Raw genomic sequence first — 24,292 nt, 5'->3', positions numbered from 1 at the left:
CAGACACACGAAGAGCAGCAGGCCGCTCACGCGATGCAGGATGGAGATTTTCCCTGCGAGCGGCAAGCGATACTTCGCGAGTTGGCCGATCCCGATGTTGCGGTACTCCGGCCTGGGTTTCTTTACAGCTTCAGCCACGATAGACCCCTTCCCTATTCTGTTTTGACGTATCGCGCGAAGCCGATGCTCACCACGGGCGCGACTCGTCCTGCCTGATGCGCTCGATGAGCGACCGGCGATGTATTCGTGGGAGACGTTCTAACCCGCGCACTGCGCGACTGGCGGTATTTTGTCGCGGGATTGATATACTGTCCAATATCTATCTCGTCTTTCTGAAATACTTTTTATAGATATCGGATGGAACTTCGTCATATCCGTTATTTTCTCGCCGTGGCCGAAGAGCGCAATGTGACGCGTGCGGCCGAGCGGCTCGGCATCGGGCAGCCGCCGCTCAGTCAGCAAATCCATGCGCTGGAAGATGAGATCGGCGTGCGTTTGTTCCGGCGCACGGGTCACGGCGTCGTGCTGACCGAAGCCGGCGAGGCGTTCGCCACCGACGCCAAGCGGCTGATGACCGACGCGCGGCTCGCCGTCGAAAAGGCGCAGAGTGCCGGGCGGGGCGAGATCGGGCAGTTGAACATCGGCTTCACGGGATCGGCTGCGTTCAATCCGGTCGTGTCGAAGCTCATTCGCTCATACCGGCAGGCGTATCCGAACGTAACGTTGACCCTCACCGAGGGCAACACGGCGCAGTTGCTCTCGCACATGGACGACGGCCGTGTCGATGTCGCCTTCGTCCGGCTTGGCAGCCAGTCGCCGGCCGGGGTACAGATCCATCACATCGCCGTCGAACCGATGCGGATCGTGTTGCCCGCCACGCATCGGCTCGCCAGGAAGCGCAAAGTGCCGCTGTCGGCACTGGCTGAAGACGCTTTCGTCATGCTGCCGCGCGAAGCCAGTCCCACGCTGCACGACGTCATCGTCGGCGCGTGCCGCGAAGCGGGCTTCGAGCCCATCGCCGGGCAACAGGCGCCGCAATTGTCCTCGGTGGTGAATCTCGTCGCGGCGGAGTTCGGCGTGTCGCTGGTGCCGGCATCGGTGTGCCAGATTCAGGTCGATGGCGTGGCCTATACCGATGCGCTCGACAGCACCATCTCCATTCGCCTCGCGCTGGCGTCGCGCATCGATGCGACGGCGGCCAAGACCGCCAATTTTCTCGAAATCGCACAGCAGGTTGCCGCGGCTCGCGCGTCTTTGTAATGCTTATGAAAGTTGCATCCGCAACTATCGCGATCCCGCCGCTGCAAGACAGCTTTTGAATTGAATTGGCGAAGCGATATCGTGGGTTTTAAAAAATCGACAGTTAGTTGCTGGATGCTCACGTCGAGATGCATGTCGATCAATTCAATGCGACCGCTGCCGCCGCGCCCACCGGCGAGCCCTGGATAGCCACCGATGCACGCCCGTCGGGGCCCACCGGCACATCGCCAACGAGCGTCGTGCGGTAGAGCTGGCGGTCGAAGTCGAGGTCGAAGATATCGGTCGGCGCGAGATGTGCGGTCGTGCGGTTATCCCAGAACGCGATGCTGCCCGGCTCCCACTTGAAGCGCACCGTGAACTCCGGCCGCGTGACGTGTTCCCATAGCAATTCGAGCAATGCCTGGTTTTCACGCGGCGTGAGATCCACGACATGTTTGAGGAAGCCTGGACTCACATACAGCGCACGTTCGCCGGTTTCGGGATGCACGCGCACGAGCGGATGCTCGCTCACGAGGACGTGATCGTCGACAGCCTTCCTGAATGCATCCGTCCCGCTCGCCCCTTGCGGCGGCGCAAAGCGATGCACGCCGCGCAGGCCGTCGATGAACGCGCGCAGCGGCGCGGACAGCTTCTCGTAAGCAATCACGAGGTTGGTCCACTGCGTGTCGCCGCCATAGGGCGGAATGGTTTCGCCGCGCAGAATGGACGCGAACGGCGGATTCACGGCGGCCGTGACGTCGGTATGCCAGCCAGTCCATGGCCGCACGAGCGACTGCCCGTCGAAGCGCGTGGCCTTGCGGAACTTGGAGATCGAATAGATTTCCGGGTGACCTTCAACATGGCCGAACACCGGATGGCCCACCGTGAGTTCGCCGAAGTGCGCGGAGAACGCTACGTGTTGCGCATGCGTGAGGAACTGTTCGCGGAAGAAGATGACGCGCCATTCGAGCAAGGCGGCGCGCAACGCCTTCACTTGATGATCAGTCAAGGGCCGCGTCAGATCGACGCCGCCAATCTCAGCCCCGATATGCGCCGATAACGGCTTGACCGTCACACTCGATACATCGGCATTGGCGACTGCGTTCACTGTGATGCTCCTGTCGATTCCCTGCTTCATGCGCGCGATGCGACGACGCAAGTCTCAACGGAGCAGTCGTGAAAGCGCGCGGCGAGCGATCAATGTACAAGCCGCCACTTCTCACGCGAACCAAGAAATCCCGCTACGGATAGCTTGGTTCGCGATAAGCGCCGGGCCGGCGCTCACGACGATTCGATTCAGGCTTTACCAGTGATAGTTCATGCCTGCGAAGACCTGGCGGCCATAGCCGAAGGCGCACCATGTTCCGTAATAGCACGACGCGACATAGCGCTTGTTGAACAGGTTCTGCGCGTTCACATAGAGCTCCGCGCCCTTCAGTTGCGCAGCGGCGCGGCCGAGGTCGTAACGCAGCGTGGCATCGACGAGGAAGAAGCTCGACACCTTGAAGCTGTTGTCGCTGCTGTAGGTGGTGCCTGTATACCGTCCGCCCGCACCCATCGACAAACCCGCCACCGGTCCGCGATTGAGCGTGTAGTACGCCCACAGCGAAGCCTGGTTTTGCGGCACGGCAGGCAGGAACTTGCCGTCGAGTCCGCTGTTGTCCTTCGTGTACTTCGTGTTGAGGTAGGTATAGCTTGCCGTTACGTTCAGCGAATCCGTGAGGCTGGCTTTCGCTTCGAGCTCCACACCGAGCGAACGTGCTTCACCCACTGCGGACTGGAAGTTGGGGTTATTGGCATCGACGGTCAGCAGGTTCTTGCGCGTCAGGTCGAACAACGCAGCCGAGAAGAACGCGTTATAGCCCTTCGGCTGGAACTTCACGCCGATCTCGTACTGACGGCCCTTCTCCGGCGAGAACTGATTGCCGTTGATGTCGGTGCCGATCTGCGGCGTGAACGATTCCGTATAGCTGACATACGGCGCGATGCCGCTGTCGAACACATACGAGAGACCGGCGCGGCCCGTGAAGGCGCGGTTGAACTGATGCGATTGCACACCGTAGGTCGTGTTGTTCGAATCGCTGCTCGCCCAGTCCTCGCGTCCGCCGAGCGTCAGGACCACATGACCCCAGCGCACCTGGTCCTGCGCATACACGCCGTACTGCGTGCCGCTCAGCACCTGGTGGTAGCGGTCGGGCGGTGTGATGGTCTGGTTGTAGTTCGGCGCGTACATGTCGAGCGGCGGCGCAACCCCGAAGCCCGCATCGAAGTTGCTCGCATAGTGCTGGTAATCGAAGCCGAACAGCACGGTGTGATCGATCGGCCCGGTCGAGAAGTTGCCTTCCACCTGGTTGTCGATTGCAAAGGTGTTCAGGTTGTCCTTCGACGCCGCCGTGCCGCGATCGAGCGTGCGCAAATCGTCTTCGAGCTGGCTCGCATACACGCTCTTGTAGTCCTGCGCCAGGTGCATGAAACGCGCGTTCGAGCGGAACGACCATGCATTCGTCAGCTTGCGCTCGAACTTGTAGCCGATCGACTCCTGAACCCGGTTGAAGCTTTCGAAGTTATGGTCGCCGTCGTAGAAGTCGCTCGGCAGCTTGCCGTTCGGGTTGTACAGCACCGTGCCTTGCGGCGGCACGCTGCCGTACGACGTGGCGCGCGGATCATGCTGATAAAAACCCATCAGCGTGAGCGACGTCTTCGCATCCGGACGCCACGTGAACGACGGCGCAATCGCGATGCGCTTGTTCTCGGTCGATTGCACCTGGCCGTCTTCCGAACGCCCAATGGCGGTCAGGCGATACAGATAACGCTCGTCGCCGCCGATCGGTCCGGAGAAATCGAACGTGGCCTGCTTGTGCGCGTAGTTGCCGAATTCGACGCCCACTTCATGCAGCGGCACGACCGTCGGCATTTTGCTTTCCTGATCCAGCAAGCCGCCCGCCGCAGCCTGGCCGTACAGCACCGAGACCGGTCCCTTCAACACTTCGATGCGCTCGAGCAAGTACGGATCGACCTGCGGCGTCGCGTACCACGAGTTGTCGAGCAGCTTCAGCCCGTTCCAGTATTTGTCGGCGTCGAAGCCGCGCACCTTCAGCAAGTCATAGCGCGTCGCAATGCCGCCGCGCGTTTCCGGCGTCACGCCGGACACATAGCGCACCGCCGCATTCAGCGTCTGCGCGTTCTGCTGATCCATCTGCTGACGCGTCACGATGGACACGGACTGCGGCGTTTCCAGCAGCGATGTGCCGGTCTTGAGCGCCGACGATTCCTTCGCGACATAGCCGTTCGTCGGCCCGTACGGCTGATCCGGATTCTGCGCCGTCACCTTGACGGCCGGCAGGGTGGCTTCCGAAGGCGCGGGGGCGGACGCGTCGCTGGCGGCGCCATCCGTGGATTGAGCGTAAGCCAGCGGAGCGACCGCGAACATCAGCAACGCGGCCAGTTTCAGCGGCCGCATTGCCACAGCATTCCATTCATTTTTCTTCATACCCATTCTCTTGTCGTCACGCGCAAATGCGAATCGTTATTATTTCGGGCCGAATTGTCGCCTTTCGTTGTCTTTTTGTAAACATTCGTTTCCGCTTTTTCTTGGTCTCCCGTTCCGCATTCTTCCGGAAGCAAAACGAAAGAAACGGGGTACGAGCTGACCGTCGCTGATAAGTGACTAAGATGAAATCGGGCGCCTGCGAACAGCAGCAGCCCGCGCCGGATTCGCACAGTGGAGGTCTGCCGATGAACGCCCTTCCCCCCCCTCCCGCCGCCTATGTGCTCGGCCACTCCGATCCCGAAATGGAGCGGCTCGACCATCAAGCACGCTTCATCAGCGATCTCACCGAAGACGTCCTGCGGCGCGCGGGCCTCGTTCCGGGCATGCGTGTACTGGACCTGGGATGCGGCGCGGGCGATGTGTCGTTTCTTGCCGCGGCGCTCGTCGGGACGAGCGGTAGTGTGCTGGGCATCGATCGATCACCGGAGATCATCGACAAGGCGCGCCGGCGTGCGGAGCATGCGCATGTGAACCACGTGCGGTTCGAGACCGGAAGCGTGACGGATGTGGATATCGTCGGCCCGGTGGATGCCGTGATCGGACGGCTGATCCTGCTGCACTTGCCCGATCCGGCCGCGACCTTGCGCCGTCTCGCCGCGCAAGCCGGCAGCGGCACGCTATTCGTGTTTCACGAGATGGACATGAGCACCGCGCGTTCGCTGCCCGAGGCGCCGCTGTGCACGCAAGGCACGCACTGGATCGTCGACACATTCCGGCGCGCGGGCGTGGACACCGAAATGGGAGCGAAACTCTTCACGACGTTTCGCCGCGCGGGCCTGCCCGATCCGCAGATGCTGCTGTCGGCGCGCTTCGAAGGCGGCCCGCACGCGTTCGCCTACCGCTACCTCGCGGAGGTGCTGAGAACGCTATTACCGCTTGCCGAACGGTTCGGCATTGCGGACGCAAAGGCAGTGGACATCGATACCTTCGCTGAACGCCTGCGCGATCAAGTGGTCGCGCTCGAAGGCGTCGTGCAGCCGCCGGCGTTCATCGGTGCCTGGGCCCGGCTGCCCTGAGCGTCACGCGCGGCCCTTCTTCTTCGCCTTGCCCTGGTTGTACTCGATCGCCGCACGGACGAGATCCCGCAGCGCGCGCGCCTGGACCTTGCTGCCTTCGAAGAAGTCGATCGCCCGCCGCTGATTGCCCTCGAGACCTGCGTTAAAAAGTTGGTCCGGGTCCGCGAGATGCGCGCCGTTCGCGAAGGTCAGCTTGACCTTGTCCTTGTGCGCATTGCCCACGGCGATCATGCCGTCGCGATACCACACCGGACTGCCCATGTACTTCCATTCCTCGACGATCTCGCCATCCGCCGCGAGAATCGCCTTGCGTACGTTTGCCAGCATTTCGCCGCGCCAGTCGGCAAGGCCGGCGATCAATTCGTCGATTCGTTCCGAATTTTTCATGAACGCGTTCCGCTTTTTATTTGTGGAAAGTCGCAGACCGAATAGCGCGCGCGTCGTGCTTCACCGCCGCAGTCCACGGCTGCCGATCAGAATCTTCAGCCGCTGCGCCTGATCGAGTTGCAGAATGAACGAAGGCCGCATGCGAACGAGGAGCGTCTTGACATCGGCATTGCCTGTCGTGCGGATGCCGTCGTCGACGGTATTGACGAGTTGGCCCAGATATCCCGTCTCGCGCTCCAGATAGAGATCATCGAAATCGTACATGCTTGACTCGTCGAGCCGGGCGAGGTCGGTCTGGCTTTGCTTCGTCATCGCGTTGCTCGTCGCGCTGCGTTGCGGCTGCGTGCCGGCGCTGTTGGTCAGCGCCATGATCTCCTGCTGCACCTGCCCATGCTCCACGATGATGCGTCTGGCATACGCCTGCACGCTCCTCGAACCCGACCTGCGCAAGGCCAGTTGCGCCGCCGCGATCTCTGCCTGATTCGCGACGAAGACAACGCCCAGTCGCTGTTCCTCGCTCGGCACACCGTCCGCTGCCCGGACGCACGTCATGAAAACCGGCAGCACGAGCAATGCCGCCACAACACCTCGGCGTTTCATAAAAATTCTCCCGATGGCCCTTCCCACGCAATGCCGCTCGAAGAGGCCGTGCATTTCCGCAATCCTGCGTTCACCGAAACCGATACGATGAAGCGCCCGAACCCGACACCATACAGTCTGCAATATGCGCCACACAGACTTGAGGTACGCTCGAACCCGTGTTTTGCGGCCGGACAAGACAGCGCGGCCCAAAACACGCCCCAAAGCGCGACCCGAATCCTATGATCGTAACCGCATCGGAGGAACAGATGGACTCTGCCTTTGACGTGTATGCCGGCCATGAAATCTCCGTCGCGACACGGCGCAACGAGCGCGGCGCATGGGTCGCCGACCTGACCGTCCGCCACGACGGCAAGCCTTCCTTCACGTGGCCCGAGACCGTACAGCCCGAGTGGCGCACGTCCGACGAAGCGGTGCGCGACGGCATCGAGCGCGCCCGCCGCATGATCCAGCAGCATCTCCAGCACCCTGACGACCGCTCTTGGCTCGCCACGCGTCGTCACGCGCAGACCTGGTTCAGCGCGGAAGCGGAACGCCTGTCCGGCAATGTCTTTGCACGCACGAAGTGAGCCTTCCAATCAACGTCATCAAATAAACAATATTTTTCCAGATGCTCACACCCGAACCGCAAGCCGTCTGCAATCCGATTTCCCGAAGTGCGATCTTTCTCGTCGCCACCGTGGCGCGCGGCGAGGACAAGGCCGATGTCGTCCGCTCATGGTGCGGTGACATCGCGGCGCTGGTCCGCGCGGTCGGCACGCGCGCGCCGCCCGCGAACCTTTCTTGCGTGTGCGGCTTCGGCTCGGACGCGTGGGATGTCCTGTTCGGCGCGCCGCGTCCCGCGCAACTGCATCCGTTCATCGAGACCGGCGCGGGCGAGCGCCGCGCCATTGCCACGCCGGGCGACATCCTGCTGCACATCCGCGCGGACCACATGGACCTGTGTTTCGAACTGGCCTCGCAACTGCTCGCCAAGCTGGGCGACGCGGTCACGGTGGTCGACGAAGTGCATGGCTTCCGTTACTTCGATCTGCGCGACATGGTGGGCTTCGTCGACGGCACCGAGAATCCGCAGGGCCGCAGTGCGATGGAATACACCCTCGTCGGGGATGAAGATGCCCCGTTCGCCGGCGGCAGCTATGTGATGGTGCAGAAGTACCTGCATGACCTCACGGCGTGGAATGGCCTGACGGTCGAGCAGCAGGAGCGGATCATCGGACGCGAGAAGCTCTCCGATGTCGAACTCGACGATTCGATCAAGCCCTCGTGCTCGCACAGTTCGCTGACGACGATCGACGACAACGGCCGCGAAGTGAAGATCCTGCGCCACAACATGGCCTTCGGACGTCCGGGCGCGAAGGAGTTCGGCACGTATTTCATCGGCTACGCGCGCACGCCGAAGCCGATCGAACAGATGCTGGAAAACATGTTCGTCGGCCGGCCGCCGGGCAACTACGACCGCCTGCTCGACTACAGCCGTGCCATCACCGGCGGCCTGTTCTTCGTGCCGTCCGCGGACCTGCTCGACGAACTTCCCGACCGCAGCCCCTCCGCCCCCGCCTCATTCAACGCGGAACCCGAACCCGGCAGCAGCGGCGAAGGCTCCCTGAACATCGGCTCACTCAAAGGAACGCCACAACATGAATAACCTGCATCGAGAGCTCGCGCCCATCTCCAGCGCCGCATGGTCGCAGATCGAAGCGGAAGTCGCCCGCACCTTCAAGCGCTCCGTCGCGGGGCGGCGCGTAGTCGATGTGAAGGAGGCCGGCGGCAGCGCGCTGTCGGCCATCGGCACCGGACATCAGAGCGCGATCGCCGCGCCCGCGCAGGGCGTGACAGCGAAGCTCCATGACGTGCGCAGGGTCGTCGAACTCACGGTGCCGTTCACGTTGCAGCGCGAGTCCATCGACAGTGTCGAACGCGGCTCGAACGACGGCGACTGGCAACCCGCCAAGACCGCCGCGAGCGAACTCGCGCGCGCGGAAGACAGCGCAATCTTCGACGGTTACAAGGCGGCGGGCATCGTCGGCATACGCGAGGGCAGTTCGAACGATGCGACGATGCTGCCCACCGACGTCGCCGACTATCCCGTCGCCATCAGCCAGGCGCTGGAGAAGCTGCGGCTCGCCGGCGTCGACGGTCCCTACTCGGTGCTGCTCGGCGCGGATGCCTATACCGCGCTCGCGGAGGCAAGCGATCAGGGCTATCCCGTGATCCAGCACATCAAGCGCATTGTCAGCGGCGACCTGGTGTGGGCGCCCGCGTTGCAGGGCGGCTGCGTGCTCTCGACGCGCGGCGGCGACTATGAGTTGTATCTCGGACAAGACCTGTCGATCGGCTACACGAGCCATACCGACACCACCGTCCAGCTCTACCTGCGCGAAACGCTGACCTTCCTGATGCTGACGAGCGAAGCGTCCGTGTCCATCGCCACGGGCGAATAGCGTTCAAAGGAGCACGACCATGGCCATCAACCAGAGCGGTTTGACCGACGACTACATCGCGCAACAGCGTGCGCGGCTCGAAGCCATGCAGCACGACTTGCTCGGCACCGAGGAAGGCGGCATCGCCAGCGAGCGGCGGCAGCAACTGGAGCACGGCTCCGAGGCGCAGGAATTCGAAGAGGAAGCACAGCGCGTGGAACAGGACGTCGCGAATCAGGCCTTGCGCGACGTGAACGATCAGCGCATCGGCGACATCCAGCGCGCGTTGCAGAAGATCGCCGAGGGCACGTATGGCCTGTCCGATGAAAGCGGCGTACCGATTCCGAAAGCTCGCCTCGATGCGATGCCGGAAGCCATCCTGACCGTCGAAGAACAGGAGCGGCGCGAAGCGGGCCAATAATCTCGCCAAGCCTCGCTCACTTCGATACCGCCGCCTCCACCGCCGCCAGATAAGCGGCCAGCGCGCGCTCCACCTCGCGCAGATAACGCTGCGCAAGCTGCACGTCGCCCATGGCGGGGCGCAGCTTGATCGCCAGCGCGCCGCCCGCCAGCGCGCGAATCATCTCCACATACAACGCGCGTTCGGCGGGCTTCACGTGCGGCATGCGCGCATCGATCACGCGGCGCAGCATGTCGGACTTGCGCTTGCTCTTTTCGTCGTCGTGCGGCATCACCGACATCAGGATCAGGCAATCCGGATGCTGCTCGAAATAGCGGATATGCGGGCTCATGATGCGCTCGATCACCGCCGCCGCCGACAAGGCCTTCCACGTCTCCGTATCGGTCTGCGCCAGTTCGTCCTCGAGTTCGCCGAACGCAGCGATGTGACGATCCCACAACGCTTTCAACAAGCTGTCGCGGTCCGGAAAAAAGTGATACATCGAGCCGATCGGCGTCTGCGCCTGACGCGCCGCGCCATGCATCGTCACGCCTGTCAGCCCTTTCTCCACGATCAGTTCCGCCGTGGCATCGAGCACTGCCTCGATGCGCGCACGGCCGCGCGCCTGCAACGGCGAACGGGCCGCGCTGGTCCGTTCCGAATCTTGCAGTTCGCTTTCATTGCCGGGCCGGGGCTTCTTCATTCATGTTCCTTGTTTCGTTCCATAATTTTACGAACTAGACGCTAGCGTCTAGATTCATGCATACTAGACGCCATCGTCTAGTTTGGCGAGTGCAATGCAACCGGCATCTTGCCGCAGGCGCGCTCGCCGTTCTGCTCTTCATCGAAGGCTACCGCACCCACGCGGCAGCGCGAAAGCTCCCGGAGAAAACATGTCTGTCACAGCGCCCACGCACGGCGACCAGCCCGCTGACGCGGCCCAAGGCAAATCGTCACGCAAGCGCCTGCTGATCGCGGTCGGCATCGTCGCGGTCGTGGCGGGCGTCGCGTGGGGTGCGCGCTGGTGGACGGTGGGCCGCTTCATCGAAACCACCGACGACGCCTATCTCAAGGCCGACAGCGTGACCATCGCGCCGAAGGTGAGCGGCTACATCACGGAAGTGCTGGTCGGCGACAACCAGACCGTCGCGGCAGGCGCGCCGCTCGCGAAGCTCGACACGCGTCAGTACCAGGCCTCGCTCGATCAGGCGCAGGCCACGCTCGATGCCCGCGCCGCCGATATCCAGCGCGCCCAGGCCGAGCTCACGCAGCAGCACGCCAACGCGGATCAGGCGAAGGCGCAGGCCGAAGTGGCGCGCGTCAGTCTCGCGCACGCGGAGGACGACGTGAACCGCTATCGCCCGCTGGTGGCGACGGGCGCCGAAAGCGCCGAGCGTCTTACGAGCCTCGTGTCCACACGTGATCAGGCCCGCGCCACGCTCGCCGCGAATCTCGCGGCGGCACGCGCGGCGGCGACGCAGATCGGCGCAACCCAGGCGCAGATCGCGCAGGCACACGCGCAGCAGGAAGCGGCGCAGGCGCAAATGGATCAAACGAAGCTCGACCTCAACGACACCACGCTGTTCAGCCCGGTAGCGGGCCGTGTCGGCGATCGCACGGTGCGGGTCGGGCAGTATGTGCAGCCGGGCACGCGGCTGATGACGGTGGTGCCGGTGGAATCGGTGTATCTCGAAGCGAACTTCAAGGAAACGCAGGTCGGCCGCATGCGCATCGGCCAGCCGGCAACGCTGCATGTCGACGCGCTGAAGGGCACGGACCTGCATGGCGTCGTCGAGAGCTTCGCGCCTGGCACGGGTGCGCAGTTTGCATTGCTGCCGCCCGAGAACGCCACCGGCAACTTCACCAAGATCGTGCAGCGCGTGCCGGTGCGCATTCGTGTCGATACGGGTCCCGAGACGCGCAAGGTGCTGCTGCCGGGTCTGTCGGTGACGGTCGACATCGACACGAAGTCCGCCACCGACGACAGCAAGCGCATCGCCGACGAGAATCGTCATGAGTGAGTCGCACGCACGCGCGAGCGCCACCGACTGGATTGCGGTGACGGCCGGCGCACTGGGCGCGCTGATGGCCACGCTCGATATCTCGATCACCAACTCGGCGTTGCCGCAGATCCAGGGTGAGATCGGCGCGACCGGCACCGAGGGCACCTGGATCTCGACCGGCTACCTGATGTCCGAGATCGTGATGATCCCGCTGGCCGCGTGGCTCACGCGCGTGTTCGGCCTGCGCAACTTCCTGCTTGGCAATGCGGTGCTGTTCACGCTGTTCTCGGTGATGTGCGGCTTCTCTCATTCATTGCCAATGATGGTCGCGGGCCGCATCGGCCAGGGCTTCACCGGCGGCGCGATGATCCCGACCGCGCAGACCATCATCCGCACGCGGCTGCCACGCGAACAGATGCCGGTCGGCATGACGATCTTCGGCCTGATCGTGCTGCTCGGGCCCTTGCTTGGGCCCGTGCTCGGCGGCTGGCTTGCGGAGAACATCTCGTGGTCATGGTGTTTCTTCGTCAACGTGCCGGTGGGCATCGCGCTGGTCGCGCTCCTGATCACCGGACTGCCGGCGGAGAAGTCGCACTGGGAAGCCTTCCTGAAGGCCGACTGGATCGGCATCGCGGGGCTGGCCATCGGCTTGAGTTCGCTCACGGTCGTGCTCGAGGAAGGCCAGCGCAATCAATGGTTCGAGTCGAGCGAGATCGTCATGCTCACGTGCGTGACCCTCTTCGGCATGGTGCTGATCGCGATCTCGCAAATCATCGCGAAGAAGCCCATCGTGAGGCTCTCGCTGCTGCGCAATCCGCGCTATGCGAGCGTCATCCTGATCGTGTTCGCGGTCGGCGCCGGGCTCTATTGCGTGTCGTTCCTGCTGCCGCAGTTTCTCAGCATCGTCGCGGGTTATAACGCGTTGCAGTCGGGCGCGATCATGCTGGTCTCGGGCGTGCCGGCTTTTCTCATCATGCCGGTATTGCCGCGTCTGCTCGGCAAGGTGGACTTTCGCGTGCTCGTCATCATGGGCCTGCTGTTCTTCGCGGGAAGCTGTCTGCTGGACATCTCTCTCACCGCGCAGAGCGTCGGGCATGACTTCTTCTGGTCGCAGATCCTGCGCGGCTTCGGACAGATGCTCGCGATGATGCCGCTCAATCAGGCGTCGATGGCCGCAGTCTCGCGCGAGGAATCCGGCGATGCCGCGGGCCTCTACAACATGGCGCGCAATCTCGGCGGCTCGGTGGGGCTTGCGATCATCGGCACGGTAATCGACCGGCGCAACGACTTCCACACGGCGGCGATCCGCGAATCCGTGACGGCCAATTCGGTGATCGGGCAGGAACGCATGGCGTCGAGCGCCGCCAGCTTCTTCGCGCAAGGCGGCGACATGGCGCACGCGAAGATGCAGGCGCTCGGCCAGCTGTCGGTGCAGATCGGCCAGCAGGCTGTCGTCATGACCTACTCCGAGACTTTTTATATTTTGGCGATCGCGCTGCTCGCATGCCTGCCGCTCGCGCTTTTGCTCAAGACGCCGCGCGCGCAAGCCGGCGAGACGCCCTCAGCGGGCCACTGATCGTGATGAATCCTTCGACGATGTTCCCTCGCACTTTCCGCCTCACCGCCCTGCTCTCGATGACGGCGTTCGCGCTGGCCGCCTGCACGGTCGGCCCTGATTATCACGGCGCGCCCGAGATCGCACCGGACGCCGCGAAGAGCGGCGCCTTCGTGCGCGCGCCGGCCGATGGCATCGTCGCGACGCATGCGCCGGCGGCGTGGTGGCAAGCGTTGAACGATCCGCAACTGAACGCCCTGATCGATGCCGCGCTCACACACAATCCTGACCTGAAGATGGCGCAGGCACGCTTGCGTCAGGCACGCTCACAACTGCGTGGACAGCGCGCGAACGAGTTGCCGAAGGTGTCGGGCGCGGCGGCGGCATTGCGCATGCGTTCGCCGGATACGTCGTTCTTCAGTTCGTCGGATGACGGCGGCGCACCGGCATCGACCGGACGCGGCCCGGTGGATTTCTACACCCTGGGCTTCGATGCTTCGTGGGAGATCGATCTGTTCGGCGGCACCCGCCGCGCGATCGAGGCTGCGTCCGATGAAGCCGACGCCGTGCACGCCGATCTCTCGGACACGCAGGTGTCGCTCGCGGCCGAGGTGGCGTCGGCGTATATCGACTTGCGCGACCAGCAGGAACGGCTCGCGCTCGCGCAACGCACGGCCGAGTATCAGCAACAGATGCTCGATCTGACCGAGCAGCGCCGCGCGCGCGGCACGGCGGCGCAAGTCGATGTCGAACGCCTGACGACGCAGGTCGATACCACGCGCGCCACGCTCGTGCCCTTGCAGGTGCAGATCACCGACTCGCTGGATCAACTGGCCGTGCTGACGGGCCGCGCGCCCGGCGCGCTCGATGGCGAACTCGCTGCGCGCGCGGTGCTGCCGGTGCTGCCGGCGACGGTGGCCATCGGCGACCCGGCGGCGATGCTGCAACAGCGCCCCGATATCCGCGCGGCGGAACGGCGGCTGGCATCGAGCAATGCGCAGATCGGCGAGCATATCGCCGACTATTTCCCGAAGGTGTCGTTGCTCGGCGATATCGGTTTCTCGGCGGCGGACCCGGGGCATCTGCTGCGCAAGCAGAATTTCTCGTGGGTCGGCGTGCCGTATCTGCAATGGAATCTGTTTGACTTTGGCCGCACGGCAGCGAGCGTCGATACAGCACGCGCCTCGCGCGAGGAAGCCGAGGCGCGCTATGAAAAGACCGTGCTGGGCGCGCTGAAGGACGCGAACTCGTCGCTGTCGCGCTATGGCAATCAGCGCGAACATGTGGTGCGCTTGCAGCAAGTGGAGGCGTCGGCGGAACGTTCCGCCACGCTCGTGCGGCAGCGCTACCGCGCGGGCGTGTCGACGCTCATCGATCTGCTCGACGCGCAGCGCACGCAGTTCGCCGCGCAGCAAGATGTGGTCGCGGCGCAGGCCGAACTGCTGAAGGACTTCGTGTCGCTGCAAAAGAGTCTTGGACTCGGCTGGCAGGACCCGCGCGGCGCGTAAGGCGTCTTATTCGTCGAACGTGCCGCGATATTCCGCTGACGCGTCCGAGCGCGTGTTCAACTCGAACATCACGCCGCCCGGCGCGCGGCAGAAGAAGCGCGAACCGCGTCCGTTGTTGAACACGGCGGTTTCCATCTCCACGCCGTCGGCCGTGAAACGATCATGCAGTGTTTGCACGTCATCGAGCGTGGGCAATTCGAAGCCGACATGAAACGCACGCGGATAAGACGGCGTGTGATCGCCGGCATGATCGATGACCACATCGAAGCCGGGACGCTTGAGGATATACGACTGCTCCCAGTTGCCCGCGATCGTGAAGCCGAGATAGTGTTCGAAGAAGCGCGCGGTTGCAGCGGTATCGGACGAGGGAAAGCTGAGGTGATTGAGCTTCATGCTCTTGATCGAGTCTGTCATGGTCTGTGTCTCAAGGAGTAGAGCCGGTGCGGCCCCATGCCGCCGTCGCTCCATTACAATCAGAATATAAGCAATAGCTCACATTCACTACTCGCTTTGACGAGGCTCTTCAAAATGCAAAAGAGCCCTTATCGAAGGGCTTTTTCTTTGTGTTGAGCCGAAGCGAAAGACCGCTTGCTCACATTCAATCGCCGACGCTTCGCGCCAGATAGCCGAACACCGCCGCTTGCACGCGTCGTTCGAGATCGTCGAGATCGGTTTCGCCGCGTTCGCCCGCCGCATCCACCATGCCGTGAAGCATGGCGAACAGATCGCCCGCCGCGACCTCCGGACGCGGGTGCTTCGGTGCCGCGCGCTTCACTACCGCCATCACCAGTTCGTTCATCTGCGAGCCGTCCACTTCAAGCTGTATGGCAGGACGCCCTTCCGCGATATCGAGCAGGCGCGCGAGCATCGGCCGCTGCAACTGCTGCCGTACGGCGGCGCCGATCAGATATTCCAGCGCCGCCTTGCCGCTACGCTTGGTCAGCGCGGTGAGCGCGTCCTGATGAAAACGTCCGGTCTCGCGCCGGATCAACGCAACGGTCAGCGCATCCTTGCCCGGAAAGTATTGATAGAGCGAGCCGATGCTGACGCCCGCGCGCTGCGCCACCGCATTGGTATTGAAGCCTTCGAAACCCTCCGTTTCGAGCACCTGCGCCGCGGCCTCGACGATGGATGCCACCGTCGCCTCCGAGCGCGACTGGGCCGGCCGCTTGCGCGGCCGGAAAGCTTTGTGCGACGGGCGCTGCTGGCTCATGAATCTCTCCTGTGGAACCGGCGTCGATTGTACAAAGGACCCAGCGTGGCCCGTCCAAGCAGCGTTTCCGGCGACCTGCTAACCTCGCCGGAACTCATCCATCTGGCGCAGGAGCTTCGAACATGAGCGAAACCCCCGAGTACGTGCCGCCCACCGTCTGGACCTGGAACAAGGACAACGGCGGACAGTTCGCCAGCATCAATCGTCCGATCTCCGGACCCACGCACGACAAGCCGCTTCCCGTCGGGAATCATCCGTTACAGCTTTATTCGCTTGCCACGCCCAATGGCGTGAAAGTCACCGTGATGCTCGAGGAACTGCTCGCGCGCGGTCACAAGGGCGCCGAATACGATGCGTGGCTTATCCGCATCGGCGACGGCGACCAGTTCGGCAGCGGCTTTGTCGGCGCGAATCCGAACTCGAAGATTCCCGCGCTCGTCGATCGCAGCGGTCCCACGCCGGTGCGTGTGTTCGAGTCGGGCGCGATCCTGCTGTATCTCGCGGAGAAGTTCGGCGAGTTCGTACCGACCGACTTCAGCGAACGCGCGGAAGTGCTGTCGTGGCTGTTCTGGCAGATGGGCAGCGCGCCGTATCTCGGCGGCGGCTTCGGCCATTTCTATGCGTATGCGCCGAGCAAGATGGAATATCCGATCGACCGCTTCGCGATGGAAACGAAGCGTCAGCTGGACGTGCTCGACAAGCGCCTTGCGGAGCATCGTTACATCGCGGGCGATGACTACTCCATCGCCGATATCGCCATCTGGCCGTGGTACGGCGGCCTCGCGAAGGGCCGGTTGTATGGCGCGGCGGAGTTTCTGGCCGTCGATGAATACACGCACGTGCAGCGCTGGGCCAGCGAGATAGACGCCCGGCCTGCCGTGCAGCGTGGCCGGATGGTCAACCGGACGTTCGGCGAGCCGTCGGAGCAACTGCATGAACGGCACGATGCGGGCGACTTCGACACGCGCACGCAGGACAAGCTGACGGGGGCGGAGTAAGGCGGTCAATCGGCACGCGTGGCTAGCGATCCGGCATCCCATGTGCCGCGAGCGATGGCGTCGCGCAGCATGCCCACCGTTAGAGGCTCTTTGGTTGTCGAGTGGCGTTTTCGCAGAATGTATCGCGTAATGAAGTGATAGAGAACGCCCTCGCCTTCCATCAGAAAGTAGCGACGAAAATCATAGTCGCCTTCGTCTATCTCAAACGCTTCGAAGAACCGCTGCATGAAGATATCGGCATCGTCTCCTTGCTGGCCGAGGTCGAGCGCGATGGTCATCTCCGGTGTAATTGGCTTCTCCGGAGAGATGCATGCTTCCTTTCTGACGAAAGCTTCCAAGTTTTCCCACGAACGATCCTGCATCAGAATATCTCGTCTTCGGGCAAGACGATCCAATTGTACTTAGTGATTGAACGATAAGTGATCTGAGAAACGTCGCTTGCCAGAATAGCCCAGCCTACGCCTGGGATAGTCCGACCGACGAACACTGCTAAGCGGTGCGTCAGAATCCAGCGAAACCGTCTCATGCTGCTCCAGGTGAACGTTGGCAAAACCTTGCGCTTGAGTTCATATCGGAACAAGGAGCGCGACATGACAGAGGCAACGGACGTGTTCTTCGTCGCTCCCATCGGCTTGGCGCGAGTGGGCAGGAAAGGAAGGCCTGACAATATCAGAATCACAGCCTCTACATCGTCAATGCCCAGTTGGGAACACGTTTCTTCGACAGCTATCATTGCAAATAGCTCGGCAGCCGTAAGCTCCGTATGGAATCGATAGTTATACAGGTTACTCATGCTTCCTCTCGCTAAAACGAATTACGAAGCCGGTTATATTCAATCGGTGCCAAACAGCATTGAATCGGCTCCGTGACAGCTAACGCATAGCTCAAGAAGTCAAGCGCTTTTGATCTCTTTGGCTATTGCACGCACCGAGGATTTTCGGTGCGAAATAGCGATTTGATTTGAAAAATTTTGTATTTGTATCGCGGCATGCACACCGCTGTGGACGTCTAGAACCTTCGCAATATTGAAGATCAATACGCGAACGCGCCACGGACTTCAATTGAATTGCCGTGGTTAGTTGTTAGCCGGAACGGCCTCTGCCGCGATATGCCGCAAGACAAAGCGGACTTTATTCAGCCAAATCGACCGCCCTTACCATATCCTCGACTACCGCCCCACCTGCCCACTCCCCCGCACCTCCGCCGCCGTGAGATAAAAATCCCGGTTATCAGCCAGCCTGCCAATCATGAAATCGATAAAGGTCCGCACGCGCAACGGCTGCTCGGTCCGCCGTCGATAGTGGATATAGATCGCTTCGCGCTGCGTCACATGTTTCGTCAGCAAGGGCACGAGCCGCCCGTCGCGAATCGCCGGAACCGCCGAAAAGCTGCCCAGTTGGCCAATCGCCAGACCCGCGAGCACCGTGTCCGCTTCCGCGTCGACATCGTTCGCGCACAGCGAAGCGGCGATTTCCCGATACACGATCTCGTCGCCCATCATGAATTCCCAGGGCGCCTGCTTCCCCGTATTCGCCCGCCGATACCCCGTGCAGCGATGCGCGGCGAGTTCATCGACCGTGCGCGGCGCGCCATGCCGTTCGATATAGGCCGGCGACGCGCACACGATCAGCTGAATGGGCACCAGCCGCCGCGCAATCGCACCGCCGGCCGGCGGCGAGCCGCCACGCAAACCGACATCCGCGCGTTCCTCGACAAGGTCGGTGAAATGGTCGTCGAACCGGACGTCGAGTTGCACATCCGGATAAAGCGTCGCGAATTCGAGCACCGAGGGCCATAGCGCGCGGCTCAGCGCCTTCGGCGCGCTGACGCGCAACGGCCCGGCAATCTCTTCCTTGGCGCGGCGCGCATCGGCGAGTGCGGTCGAGAGCACCGCAAGCGCCGGCTCGACGCTCTGCAACAGCCGCTGCCCCTCTTCCGTCAGGCTCAGCTTGCGCGTCGTGCGATGAAACAGCCGCACGCCAAGCGACTTTTCCAGCTGCATCACCGCGTGACTCGCCGCTTGCGGCGAGATCCCCTGATCGACGGCCGCCCGCCGCAGGTTGCCCAGCGTCGCGGTGCGCACGAAGATCGAAATCGCGCGGACTTCGTTCATCGCCAGACTCCCGATTCGCAAATAAAAGTTGATTATCAGTCTAACGTTGCCTCACTAGTTTGAGCGAATCCGTCGGCATAAGCTTCGTTTCACCCTCACCACCGAAACAACGGAGCACATCATGAGCAACGTCAACACCTCGCAATACAAGCGCGTCTGGTTCATCACCGGCGCCTCGCGCGGACTGGGCGCGCTGATCGCGCAAGCCGCCCTCGACGCCGGTCATGCCGTCGTCGCCACCGGCCGCAACAGCGCGGCCATCGCCGAACGTCTCGGCGAATCGCCCGCGCTGCTGCCGGTCGCGCTGGACGTCACCGACGAAGGCCAGGCGAAAGCCGCCGTTGAAGAAGCCATCGGCAGGTTCGGCCGCATCGACGTGCTGGTCAACAACGCCGGCTTCGGCTTGCTCGCGGCCATCGAGGAATCCAGCGATGCCGACGTCCGCCGCATGTTCGACACCAACGTCTTCGGCCTGCTCAACGTGACGCGCGCCGTGCTGCCCGTCATGCGCCGCCAGCGCGCGGGACACGTGATGAACATGTCCTCGGTGGGCGGCTACCGTTCGGCCGCGGGGTTCGGCGTGTATTGCTCGACGAAATTCGCCGTCGAGGGCATCACCGAGGCGCTGCACGCCGAATTGCAGCCGCTCGGCGTGCATGCAACCGTCGTCGAGCCGGGCTATTTCCGGACGGACTTCCTGGATGCGTCGTCGCTGACGGTCGGCCACGAGGTCATCGACGACTACGACGCGACCTCGGGCCAGATCCGCCGTCTGGCCGTCGAGATGAATCACAACCAGCCTGGCGATCCGCAGAAGCTCGCCGCTGCGCTCGTCACGCTCGCCGATGCGCCCAACCCGCCGCTGCGCCTCGCGCTCGGCACGGACACGCTGAAGGTGATCGCGGAGAAGAACGCATACGTCACCGCCGAGACCGCGGCGTGGCAGACGCTCTCGAGCTCCACCGACTTCGCTGTTTGAGCCCTTTGTTTCATCCCCAAGTCAGCGCGCCCCTGCTTTCGTCCACCTACGAAAGTAGGGTATGCGCGTCCAACCACTCCATGCACCATGAGGACTTATTAAAAGCCCATAGAAAAAGCGGCATGAACCGCAAAAAACAGAGACTGACCGACGCCCGCCGCCTCGCCCTTACAGATGCCGATCTGGCGCATCTGCGGCTGGCGATCGAGTCGTCCGCGCGGGATGACAACCCCGCGCTGCCGCCTGCCTATTGGCGGCAGCGTCTGAAAAAGCTTCGCAGCGCCGGGGAGTTGCTGCCGAAGCAGTTGCAACAGGTCGAGGAATTGCTGGAGCGGCTTGGCGCCGACGATCCCGCTTCCAAACCCTAGAACGATTCCGGCGCGAGGCCCGGTCCGGGAAAGCGTCGATCGGGGCTGATAAAATCGGCGTACGTTTTCCACAGGTAGGAAGTAATGGGCTTCGAACAACTCGCAGGACTGAAAAAACAACTCGCGCAGCAGGCCAGGCAAGCCGAGCAGGACAAAGGCAAGGACAAGGCCGCCAAGGCGAAGAAGCCGCCTCGCGCGCGGCGGGCGCCTGCGCCCACGCCTCCGCCTCCGCCGGCTGCGCCCGCGAAGCCCGTGGATCCGGTCGTGCACACCATCGGCAAGCTGCAAAAGCGCTTCCCGCTGGCCTTCCCGAAGAATCCCGCGCCGAAGAAGCCGCTCAAGGTCGGCATCTTCGAAGATCTGATGAAACACGCCGAAGAGCTGCAGCTGAGCGAACGCGAGCTGCGCGCTGCCATCAAGGTGTGGTGCCGGGGCAATCGCTACTGGACGAGCCTCGCGGAAGGCGCGCCGCGCGTCGATCTGACCGGCGCCGCGGCGGGCGAAGTGACCTCGGCGGATGCGGCGCGCGCGGTTTATCTGGAGAACAATCGCCAGGCGCGCAGCACCACGGCGACGAAATCGGCGAAGGCGGCAGAAGCGCCGAAAGCTACGGAAGCAACGGAAGCGCCGGCAGCAACGGAAGCCGCGGAAACCCCGGAAGCCGACGCCAAGCCCAGCGCCTGATCCAGCGGCGCAGCGGCTGCGCTTGCCGCCTGCGCCGCCGCACAATTCATTCTTGCCTCTGCCGCATTTGACTTCGTTTTAGATGATCCCTATCATCTAAAACATGCAGTCACGGAGCGGCACGCCATGCGTAAATCCAACGCCGAAACAGCCGAAACGCGTCAGCGCATCGTCGATGTCGCCGCACGCGCGTTCAGATCGAAGGGCATTCAGGCAACGGGTGTTGCCGACATCATGTCGGCCGCCGGCTTGTCGCACGGCGGGTTCTACCGGCATTTCGACTCCAAGGACCAACTCGTCGCCGAGGCCTGTGAAGCCGGCATCGGCGACGTCATCGGCACGCTGGATGCAGCCGCCGGCGCACTGACAGGCAAGGAAGCCTTCCAGGCGATCGTTGCGGCCTATGTGTCGGAGCGACACCGCGATGCGCCCGAGCACGGCTGTCCGCTCGCCGGCATGGGCAGCGAACTGGCGCACGCGGACGACGACACCCGCGCCGCCGCCGCGCACGGCTTCGACCAGCTCGTCGATGTGATGGCGCAACACATTCGCCGCCGGCATCGCGGGGCGGCGCGATCCGAAGCCGTGTTCGCCCTCTCGGCCATGATCGGCGCCGTCACCATGGCGCGCATCATCGGCGACCCGGAAGCCTCCGCAGCCGTCCTGCACGACGTACAACGACATCTCGAAGCGCTGTAACCCGTGGGCCCGTCTGTCGGGCCTTTCATTACGCCTCAAAAGTGCATATACACTTCAACCCCGGAGAACGCATCATGCAACGACGCACCTATCTCATCACCGGCGCCACGGGCAAGACCGGCGTCCATACCATCCGTCAGCTTCTGGATCAGGGTCACGCGGTGCGTGCCTTCGTGCATCGGCAGGACGAGCGCAGTGACGCATTGCGCGAAGCCGGCGCGGAGATTGTGGAAGGCGATCTGCTCGAACACGACGACGTGATCCGCGCGATGCAGGGCGTCGATGGCGCGTATCTGTGCTATCCGGTGCGCGCCGGTTATATCCAGGCTGCCGCCTACTTCGCCGATGCGGCGCGACGCGCGAATGTCGGCGTGGTCGTGGAGATGTCGCAGATTTCGGCGCGGGAAGATTCGCAGAGCCACGCGGCGCGCGACCACTGGATCGCGGAACGGGTGCTGGACTGGTCGGGCGTGCCTGTCGTGCACATTCGTCCGACCTTCTTCTCCGAATGGCTGGTGTTCCCGTGGGTGCGCGACCAGATCGTGCGCGACGGCGTCATCACGCTGCCGTACGGCCAAGGCCGTCACGCGCCGATTGCCGCCGAAGACCAGGCGCGGTTGATCGCCGCCGTGCTGACGCAGCCTGAAGGGCATATCGGCAAGACGTACACCTTGTGCGGGCCGGTGGAGATGAGTCAGCAGCAGATCGCCGATGAAATCGGCGCGACGCTCGGCCGCACGGTCAAGTACCAGCCTTCGTCGCTCGACGAGTATCGCAAACACCTCGAGCACTACAAGCTGCCGGAATTCCTGATCCAGCATTTCGTGGCGATTGCCGTCGATTATCAGAATGGCATCTTCGCGGGCGCGGACGGCGTCATTGGCGAGATCACCGGGCGGGCGCCGCAAACCGTGCGCGAGTTTGTCGAAGCGAATCGCGCGGCGTTCGAGTGACGCAAAGGCATACGGCGGCTTACAGCGTCGCTGTCACGCCGCCGTCCACGTAGAGCACGTGGCCATTTACGAAGCGCGACGCGTCGCTGGCCAGGAACACGGCCGCGCCGACCAGATCCTCCACCTCGCCCCACCGACGCGACGGCGTACGCCCGATCAGCCACGCGCTGAACGCTTCGTCGTTGACGAGCGCTTCGGTCAGTTCGGTCTTGATATAACCCGGCCCGAGTCCGTTGACCTGGATGCCGTGCGGACCCCAGTCGATCGCCATGCCTTTGGTGAGCATCTTCACCGCGCCCTTCGTGGCGGTATAGGCGGCGATGTTCGGCCGTCCGAGTTCGCTCTGCACCGAGCAGACATTGACGATCTTGCCCGCACCGCGTCCGATCATGAAGCGCGCGACGGCCTGCCCGACGAGGAACACGCTGTCGACGTTGGTCTGCATCAGCGTGCGCCATTGCTCGTGCGAGAACGTTTCCAGCGGCGCGCGGCGCTGCATGCCCGCGTTGTTGACGAGAATGTCGATCGGACCGCTATCGGCCTCGATGCGCGCAATCGCTTCAGTCACGTGCTCCGGCGAGGTCGCGTCGAACCGCGCAGCCTGCGCCGCGATGCCTTCGGCGCGGAGCTGACTGAGCGCGTCGTCGAGGCGTGCCTGATCGCGGCCATTGAGCACGACCTGCGCCCCCGCGCCGCCGAGACCGCGCGCCAGCGCGAAGCCGATGCCCGTACTGGAGCCGGTGATCAACGCGCGGCGTCCGGTGAGATCGAAGAGATTGGAAATGCGGTTCAAGAGGGCCTCCTTGTCAATCGCGCGACGGCGTGCGGCGCTTCAACAGATAAGTGTCCATGATCCAGCCGTGCTGCGCGCGGGCTTCGGCGCGCACCCGCTCGATCTCGTCCATCACGTCGCGCAGCGGGCCGGAGATGAGAATCTCGTCGTCCGTGCCGACATAGGCGCCCCAGAAAATGTCGAGATCCTCGTGCGCCAGTTGCCGGAACGCGTTCTGCGCATCGAGCATCACCACGGCGCTATCGGCGCGCTCGGGAAAGCCTTCGGCGATGCCTCGGCCATTGGTGATCTCGACCGCGCGGCCAATCGCATTGAGCGCCACGCGATGCTTCGCCGCCAGCGCCTGCACGCTGCTGATGCCTGGAATCACCTCATACTCGAACGCCAGCCGCCCGCTCGCAACGATGGCTTCGACGATACGCATCGTGCTGTCATACAGCGAGGGATCGCCCCAGACGAGAAACGCGCCGCATTCGCCATCGCGCAATTCCTCGCCGATCAGCCGCTCGAACACGGCCTGCTTGTCACGATTCAGGATATCGACGGCATCGGTATAGCTCGCGGTATCGCGCCGTCGCTCGGGATTGGTCGCCTCGACGATCCGGTAATCGCGCTCCTTCACATAGCGCTCGATGATCTCGCGGCGCAGCGCGATGAGTTTCGCCTTCGCTTCGCCCTTGTCCATCACGAAGAACACGTCCGCCTGGTTGAGCGCGTTGATGGCCTGAACCGTGATGTATTCCGGGTCGCCCGCCCCGATGCCGATGATGAGGATTCGCTTCACTCCATGCTCCCACTTTCCGACCGTGAG

Annotated in this window: 27 protein-coding genes and 1 pseudogene; 15 read left to right on the top strand and 13 right to left on the bottom strand. The window is 63.3% G+C overall.

From position 1 onward, the window contains the following. Nucleotides 1-138, bottom strand: a pseudogene (locus QCE88_RS16480) (succinate dehydrogenase, cytochrome b556 subunit); the annotation flags it as partial. Between the two features lie 219 nt (nt 139-357). On the opposite strand from QCE88_RS16480, the gene QCE88_RS16475 reads away from it, so the two are divergent. Further along, nucleotides 358-1,260, top strand: coding sequence for a LysR family transcriptional regulator (locus tag QCE88_RS16475; RefSeq protein ID WP_309903997.1), 903 nt, complete (start codon nt 358-360; stop codon nt 1,258-1,260). A 139-nt stretch (nt 1,261-1,399) separates the two neighbouring features. Here the strand turns inward: QCE88_RS16475 and QCE88_RS16470 are convergent, their stop codons facing one another. Continuing rightward, complete coding sequence (locus QCE88_RS16470; protein ID WP_309903994.1) at nt 1,400-2,347, bottom strand: TauD/TfdA family dioxygenase; 948 nt, start codon at nt 2,345-2,347, stop codon at nt 1,400-1,402. A 195-nt stretch (nt 2,348-2,542) separates the two neighbouring features. Further along, entirely contained in the window at nt 2,543-4,729 is a 2,187-nt protein-coding gene (locus tag QCE88_RS16465; RefSeq protein ID WP_309903992.1) for a TonB-dependent siderophore receptor, read from the bottom strand. A 245-nt stretch (nt 4,730-4,974) separates the two neighbouring features. Here QCE88_RS16465 and QCE88_RS16460 point away from each other — a divergent pair, with 245 nt between their 5' ends. After that, complete coding sequence (locus QCE88_RS16460) at nt 4,975-5,805, top strand: class I SAM-dependent methyltransferase (RefSeq protein ID WP_309903990.1); 831 nt, start codon at nt 4,975-4,977, stop codon at nt 5,803-5,805. Between the two features lie 3 nt (nt 5,806-5,808). Here QCE88_RS16460 and QCE88_RS16455 read toward each other — a convergent pair whose 3' ends face one another. Continuing rightward, nucleotides 5,809-6,192: a DUF1801 domain-containing protein gene (locus tag QCE88_RS16455; protein ID WP_309903988.1), complete on the bottom strand. Its 384-nt coding sequence runs from the start codon at nt 6,190-6,192 to the stop codon at nt 5,809-5,811. Between the two features lie 60 nt (nt 6,193-6,252). Continuing rightward, nucleotides 6,253-6,792, bottom strand: a complete 540-nt coding sequence (locus QCE88_RS16450; RefSeq protein ID WP_309903986.1) for a DUF4142 domain-containing protein — start codon at nt 6,790-6,792, stop codon at nt 6,253-6,255. 248 nt (nt 6,793-7,040) lie between these two features. Here QCE88_RS16450 and QCE88_RS16445 point away from each other — a divergent pair, with 248 nt between their 5' ends. The 4 genes from QCE88_RS16445 to QCE88_RS16430 are packed head-to-tail and all read left to right on the top strand — an operon-like array spanning nt 7,041 to nt 9,636. Then, the gene (locus tag QCE88_RS16445) at nt 7,041-7,361 is read left to right on the top strand and encodes a DUF6566 family protein (protein ID WP_309903984.1); all 321 of its coding nucleotides are present in this window, start codon (nt 7,041-7,043) and stop codon (nt 7,359-7,361) included. Nucleotides 7,362-7,402: 41 nt separating this feature from the next. Further along, nucleotides 7,403-8,440 (top strand): Dyp-type peroxidase, encoded by a 1,038-nt coding sequence (locus QCE88_RS16440; RefSeq protein WP_309903982.1) that lies wholly within the window; start codon nt 7,403-7,405, stop codon nt 8,438-8,440. Then, entirely contained in the window at nt 8,433-9,236 is an 804-nt protein-coding gene (locus tag QCE88_RS16435) for a family 1 encapsulin nanocompartment shell protein (protein ID WP_309903980.1), read from the top strand. The genes QCE88_RS16440 and QCE88_RS16435 overlap by 8 nt, the downstream gene beginning before the upstream one ends. A 19-nt stretch (nt 9,237-9,255) precedes the next feature. After that, nucleotides 9,256-9,636, top strand: coding sequence for a TraR/DksA family transcriptional regulator (locus QCE88_RS16430; RefSeq protein ID WP_309903979.1), 381 nt, complete (start codon nt 9,256-9,258; stop codon nt 9,634-9,636). A 16-nt stretch (nt 9,637-9,652) separates the two neighbouring features. On the opposite strand, the gene QCE88_RS16425 is transcribed toward QCE88_RS16430, so the two are convergent. Beyond that, nucleotides 9,653-10,318, bottom strand: coding sequence for a TetR/AcrR family transcriptional regulator (locus tag QCE88_RS16425; protein WP_309903977.1), 666 nt, complete (start codon nt 10,316-10,318; stop codon nt 9,653-9,655). Between the two features lie 190 nt (nt 10,319-10,508). Between QCE88_RS16425 and QCE88_RS16420 the strand changes: the two genes are divergently transcribed. Genes QCE88_RS16420 through QCE88_RS16410 form a run of 3 tightly spaced genes read left to right on the top strand, consistent with a single transcriptional unit; the run spans nt 10,509 to nt 14,681 of the window. After that, the gene (locus QCE88_RS16420) at nt 10,509-11,636 is read left to right on the top strand and encodes an HlyD family secretion protein (RefSeq protein ID WP_309903975.1); all 1,128 of its coding nucleotides are present in this window, start codon (nt 10,509-10,511) and stop codon (nt 11,634-11,636) included. Further along, complete coding sequence (locus QCE88_RS16415; protein WP_309903973.1) at nt 11,629-13,194, top strand: MDR family MFS transporter; 1,566 nt, start codon at nt 11,629-11,631, stop codon at nt 13,192-13,194. Before QCE88_RS16420 ends, QCE88_RS16415 begins: the two co-directional genes overlap by 8 nt. Nucleotides 13,195-13,214: 20 nt before the next feature. After that, a complete protein-coding gene (locus tag QCE88_RS16410; protein ID WP_409018148.1) occupies nt 13,215-14,681 on the top strand; it encodes an efflux transporter outer membrane subunit in 1,467 nt (488 codons plus the stop codon). Nucleotides 14,682-14,687: 6 nt separating this feature from the next. On the opposite strand, the gene QCE88_RS16405 is transcribed toward QCE88_RS16410, so the two are convergent. Both QCE88_RS16405 and QCE88_RS16400 read right to left on the bottom strand, forming a co-directional pair. Then, nucleotides 14,688-15,095 (bottom strand): VOC family protein, encoded by a 408-nt coding sequence (locus QCE88_RS16405; RefSeq protein ID WP_309903971.1) that lies wholly within the window; start codon nt 15,093-15,095, stop codon nt 14,688-14,690. A gap of 184 nt (nt 15,096-15,279) precedes the next feature. Next, a complete protein-coding gene (locus QCE88_RS16400; RefSeq protein ID WP_309903969.1) occupies nt 15,280-15,894 on the bottom strand; it encodes a TetR/AcrR family transcriptional regulator in 615 nt (204 codons plus the stop codon). 122 nt (nt 15,895-16,016) lie between these two features. On the opposite strand from QCE88_RS16400, the gene yghU reads away from it, so the two are divergent. Next, a complete protein-coding gene (yghU, locus tag QCE88_RS16395) occupies nt 16,017-16,892 on the top strand; it encodes a glutathione-dependent disulfide-bond oxidoreductase (protein WP_309903967.1) in 876 nt (291 codons plus the stop codon). 5 nt (nt 16,893-16,897) lie between these two features. On the opposite strand, the gene QCE88_RS16390 is transcribed toward yghU, so the two are convergent. The 3 genes from QCE88_RS16390 to QCE88_RS16380 form a co-directional block, all read right to left on the bottom strand. Continuing rightward, nucleotides 16,898-17,254, bottom strand: coding sequence for a DUF1493 family protein (locus tag QCE88_RS16390; RefSeq protein WP_309903965.1), 357 nt, complete (start codon nt 17,252-17,254; stop codon nt 16,898-16,900). Continuing rightward, nucleotides 17,254-17,685: an STM2901 family protein gene (locus tag QCE88_RS16385; RefSeq protein WP_309903963.1), complete on the bottom strand. Its 432-nt coding sequence runs from the start codon at nt 17,683-17,685 to the stop codon at nt 17,254-17,256. Before QCE88_RS16385 ends, QCE88_RS16390 begins: the two co-directional genes overlap by 1 nt. A gap of 375 nt (nt 17,686-18,060) precedes the next feature. Next, on the bottom strand, nt 18,061-19,005 hold the full coding sequence (locus tag QCE88_RS16380; protein WP_309903961.1) for a LysR family transcriptional regulator: 945 nt from the start codon (nt 19,003-19,005) through the stop codon (nt 18,061-18,063). A gap of 121 nt (nt 19,006-19,126) precedes the next feature. Between QCE88_RS16380 and QCE88_RS16375 the strand changes: the two genes are divergently transcribed. The 5 genes from QCE88_RS16375 to QCE88_RS16355 all read left to right on the top strand — a co-directional run bounded on the left by QCE88_RS16375 (nt 19,127) and on the right by QCE88_RS16355 (nt 22,688). After that, nucleotides 19,127-19,984 (top strand): oxidoreductase, encoded by an 858-nt coding sequence (locus tag QCE88_RS16375; RefSeq protein ID WP_309903959.1) that lies wholly within the window; start codon nt 19,127-19,129, stop codon nt 19,982-19,984. 122 nt (nt 19,985-20,106) lie between these two features. Next, entirely contained in the window at nt 20,107-20,352 is a 246-nt protein-coding gene (locus QCE88_RS16370) for a hypothetical protein (protein ID WP_309903956.1), read from the top strand. A gap of 84 nt (nt 20,353-20,436) precedes the next feature. After that, nucleotides 20,437-21,036 carry a ProQ/FinO family protein gene (locus QCE88_RS16365; RefSeq protein WP_309903955.1) on the top strand — a complete coding sequence of 200 codons (600 nt, stop codon included), beginning with the start codon at nt 20,437-20,439 and terminating at the stop codon, nt 21,034-21,036. 126 nt (nt 21,037-21,162) lie between these two features. Beyond that, nucleotides 21,163-21,735: a TetR family transcriptional regulator gene (locus tag QCE88_RS16360; RefSeq protein ID WP_309903953.1), complete on the top strand. Its 573-nt coding sequence runs from the start codon at nt 21,163-21,165 to the stop codon at nt 21,733-21,735. A 74-nt stretch (nt 21,736-21,809) separates the two neighbouring features. Next, the gene (locus tag QCE88_RS16355) at nt 21,810-22,688 is read left to right on the top strand and encodes an NAD(P)H-binding protein (protein ID WP_309903951.1); all 879 of its coding nucleotides are present in this window, start codon (nt 21,810-21,812) and stop codon (nt 22,686-22,688) included. Between the two features lie 19 nt (nt 22,689-22,707). Here the strand turns inward: QCE88_RS16355 and QCE88_RS16350 are convergent, their stop codons facing one another. Both QCE88_RS16350 and cobF read right to left on the bottom strand, forming a co-directional pair. Next, nucleotides 22,708-23,481, bottom strand: coding sequence for a glucose 1-dehydrogenase (locus QCE88_RS16350; protein ID WP_309903949.1), 774 nt, complete (start codon nt 23,479-23,481; stop codon nt 22,708-22,710). Between the two features lie 13 nt (nt 23,482-23,494). Beyond that, nucleotides 23,495-24,265 carry a precorrin-6A synthase (deacetylating) gene (gene cobF / locus QCE88_RS16345; protein ID WP_309903947.1) on the bottom strand — a complete coding sequence of 257 codons (771 nt, stop codon included), beginning with the start codon at nt 24,263-24,265 and terminating at the stop codon, nt 23,495-23,497. Nucleotides 24,266-24,292 lie beyond the last annotated feature (27 nt).

It is taken from the genome of Caballeronia sp. LZ035 (assembly GCF_031451175.1).
GTDB lineage: Bacteria > Pseudomonadota > Gammaproteobacteria > Burkholderiales > Burkholderiaceae > Caballeronia.
This window is presented reverse-complemented; position numbering and strand designations above follow the sequence as displayed.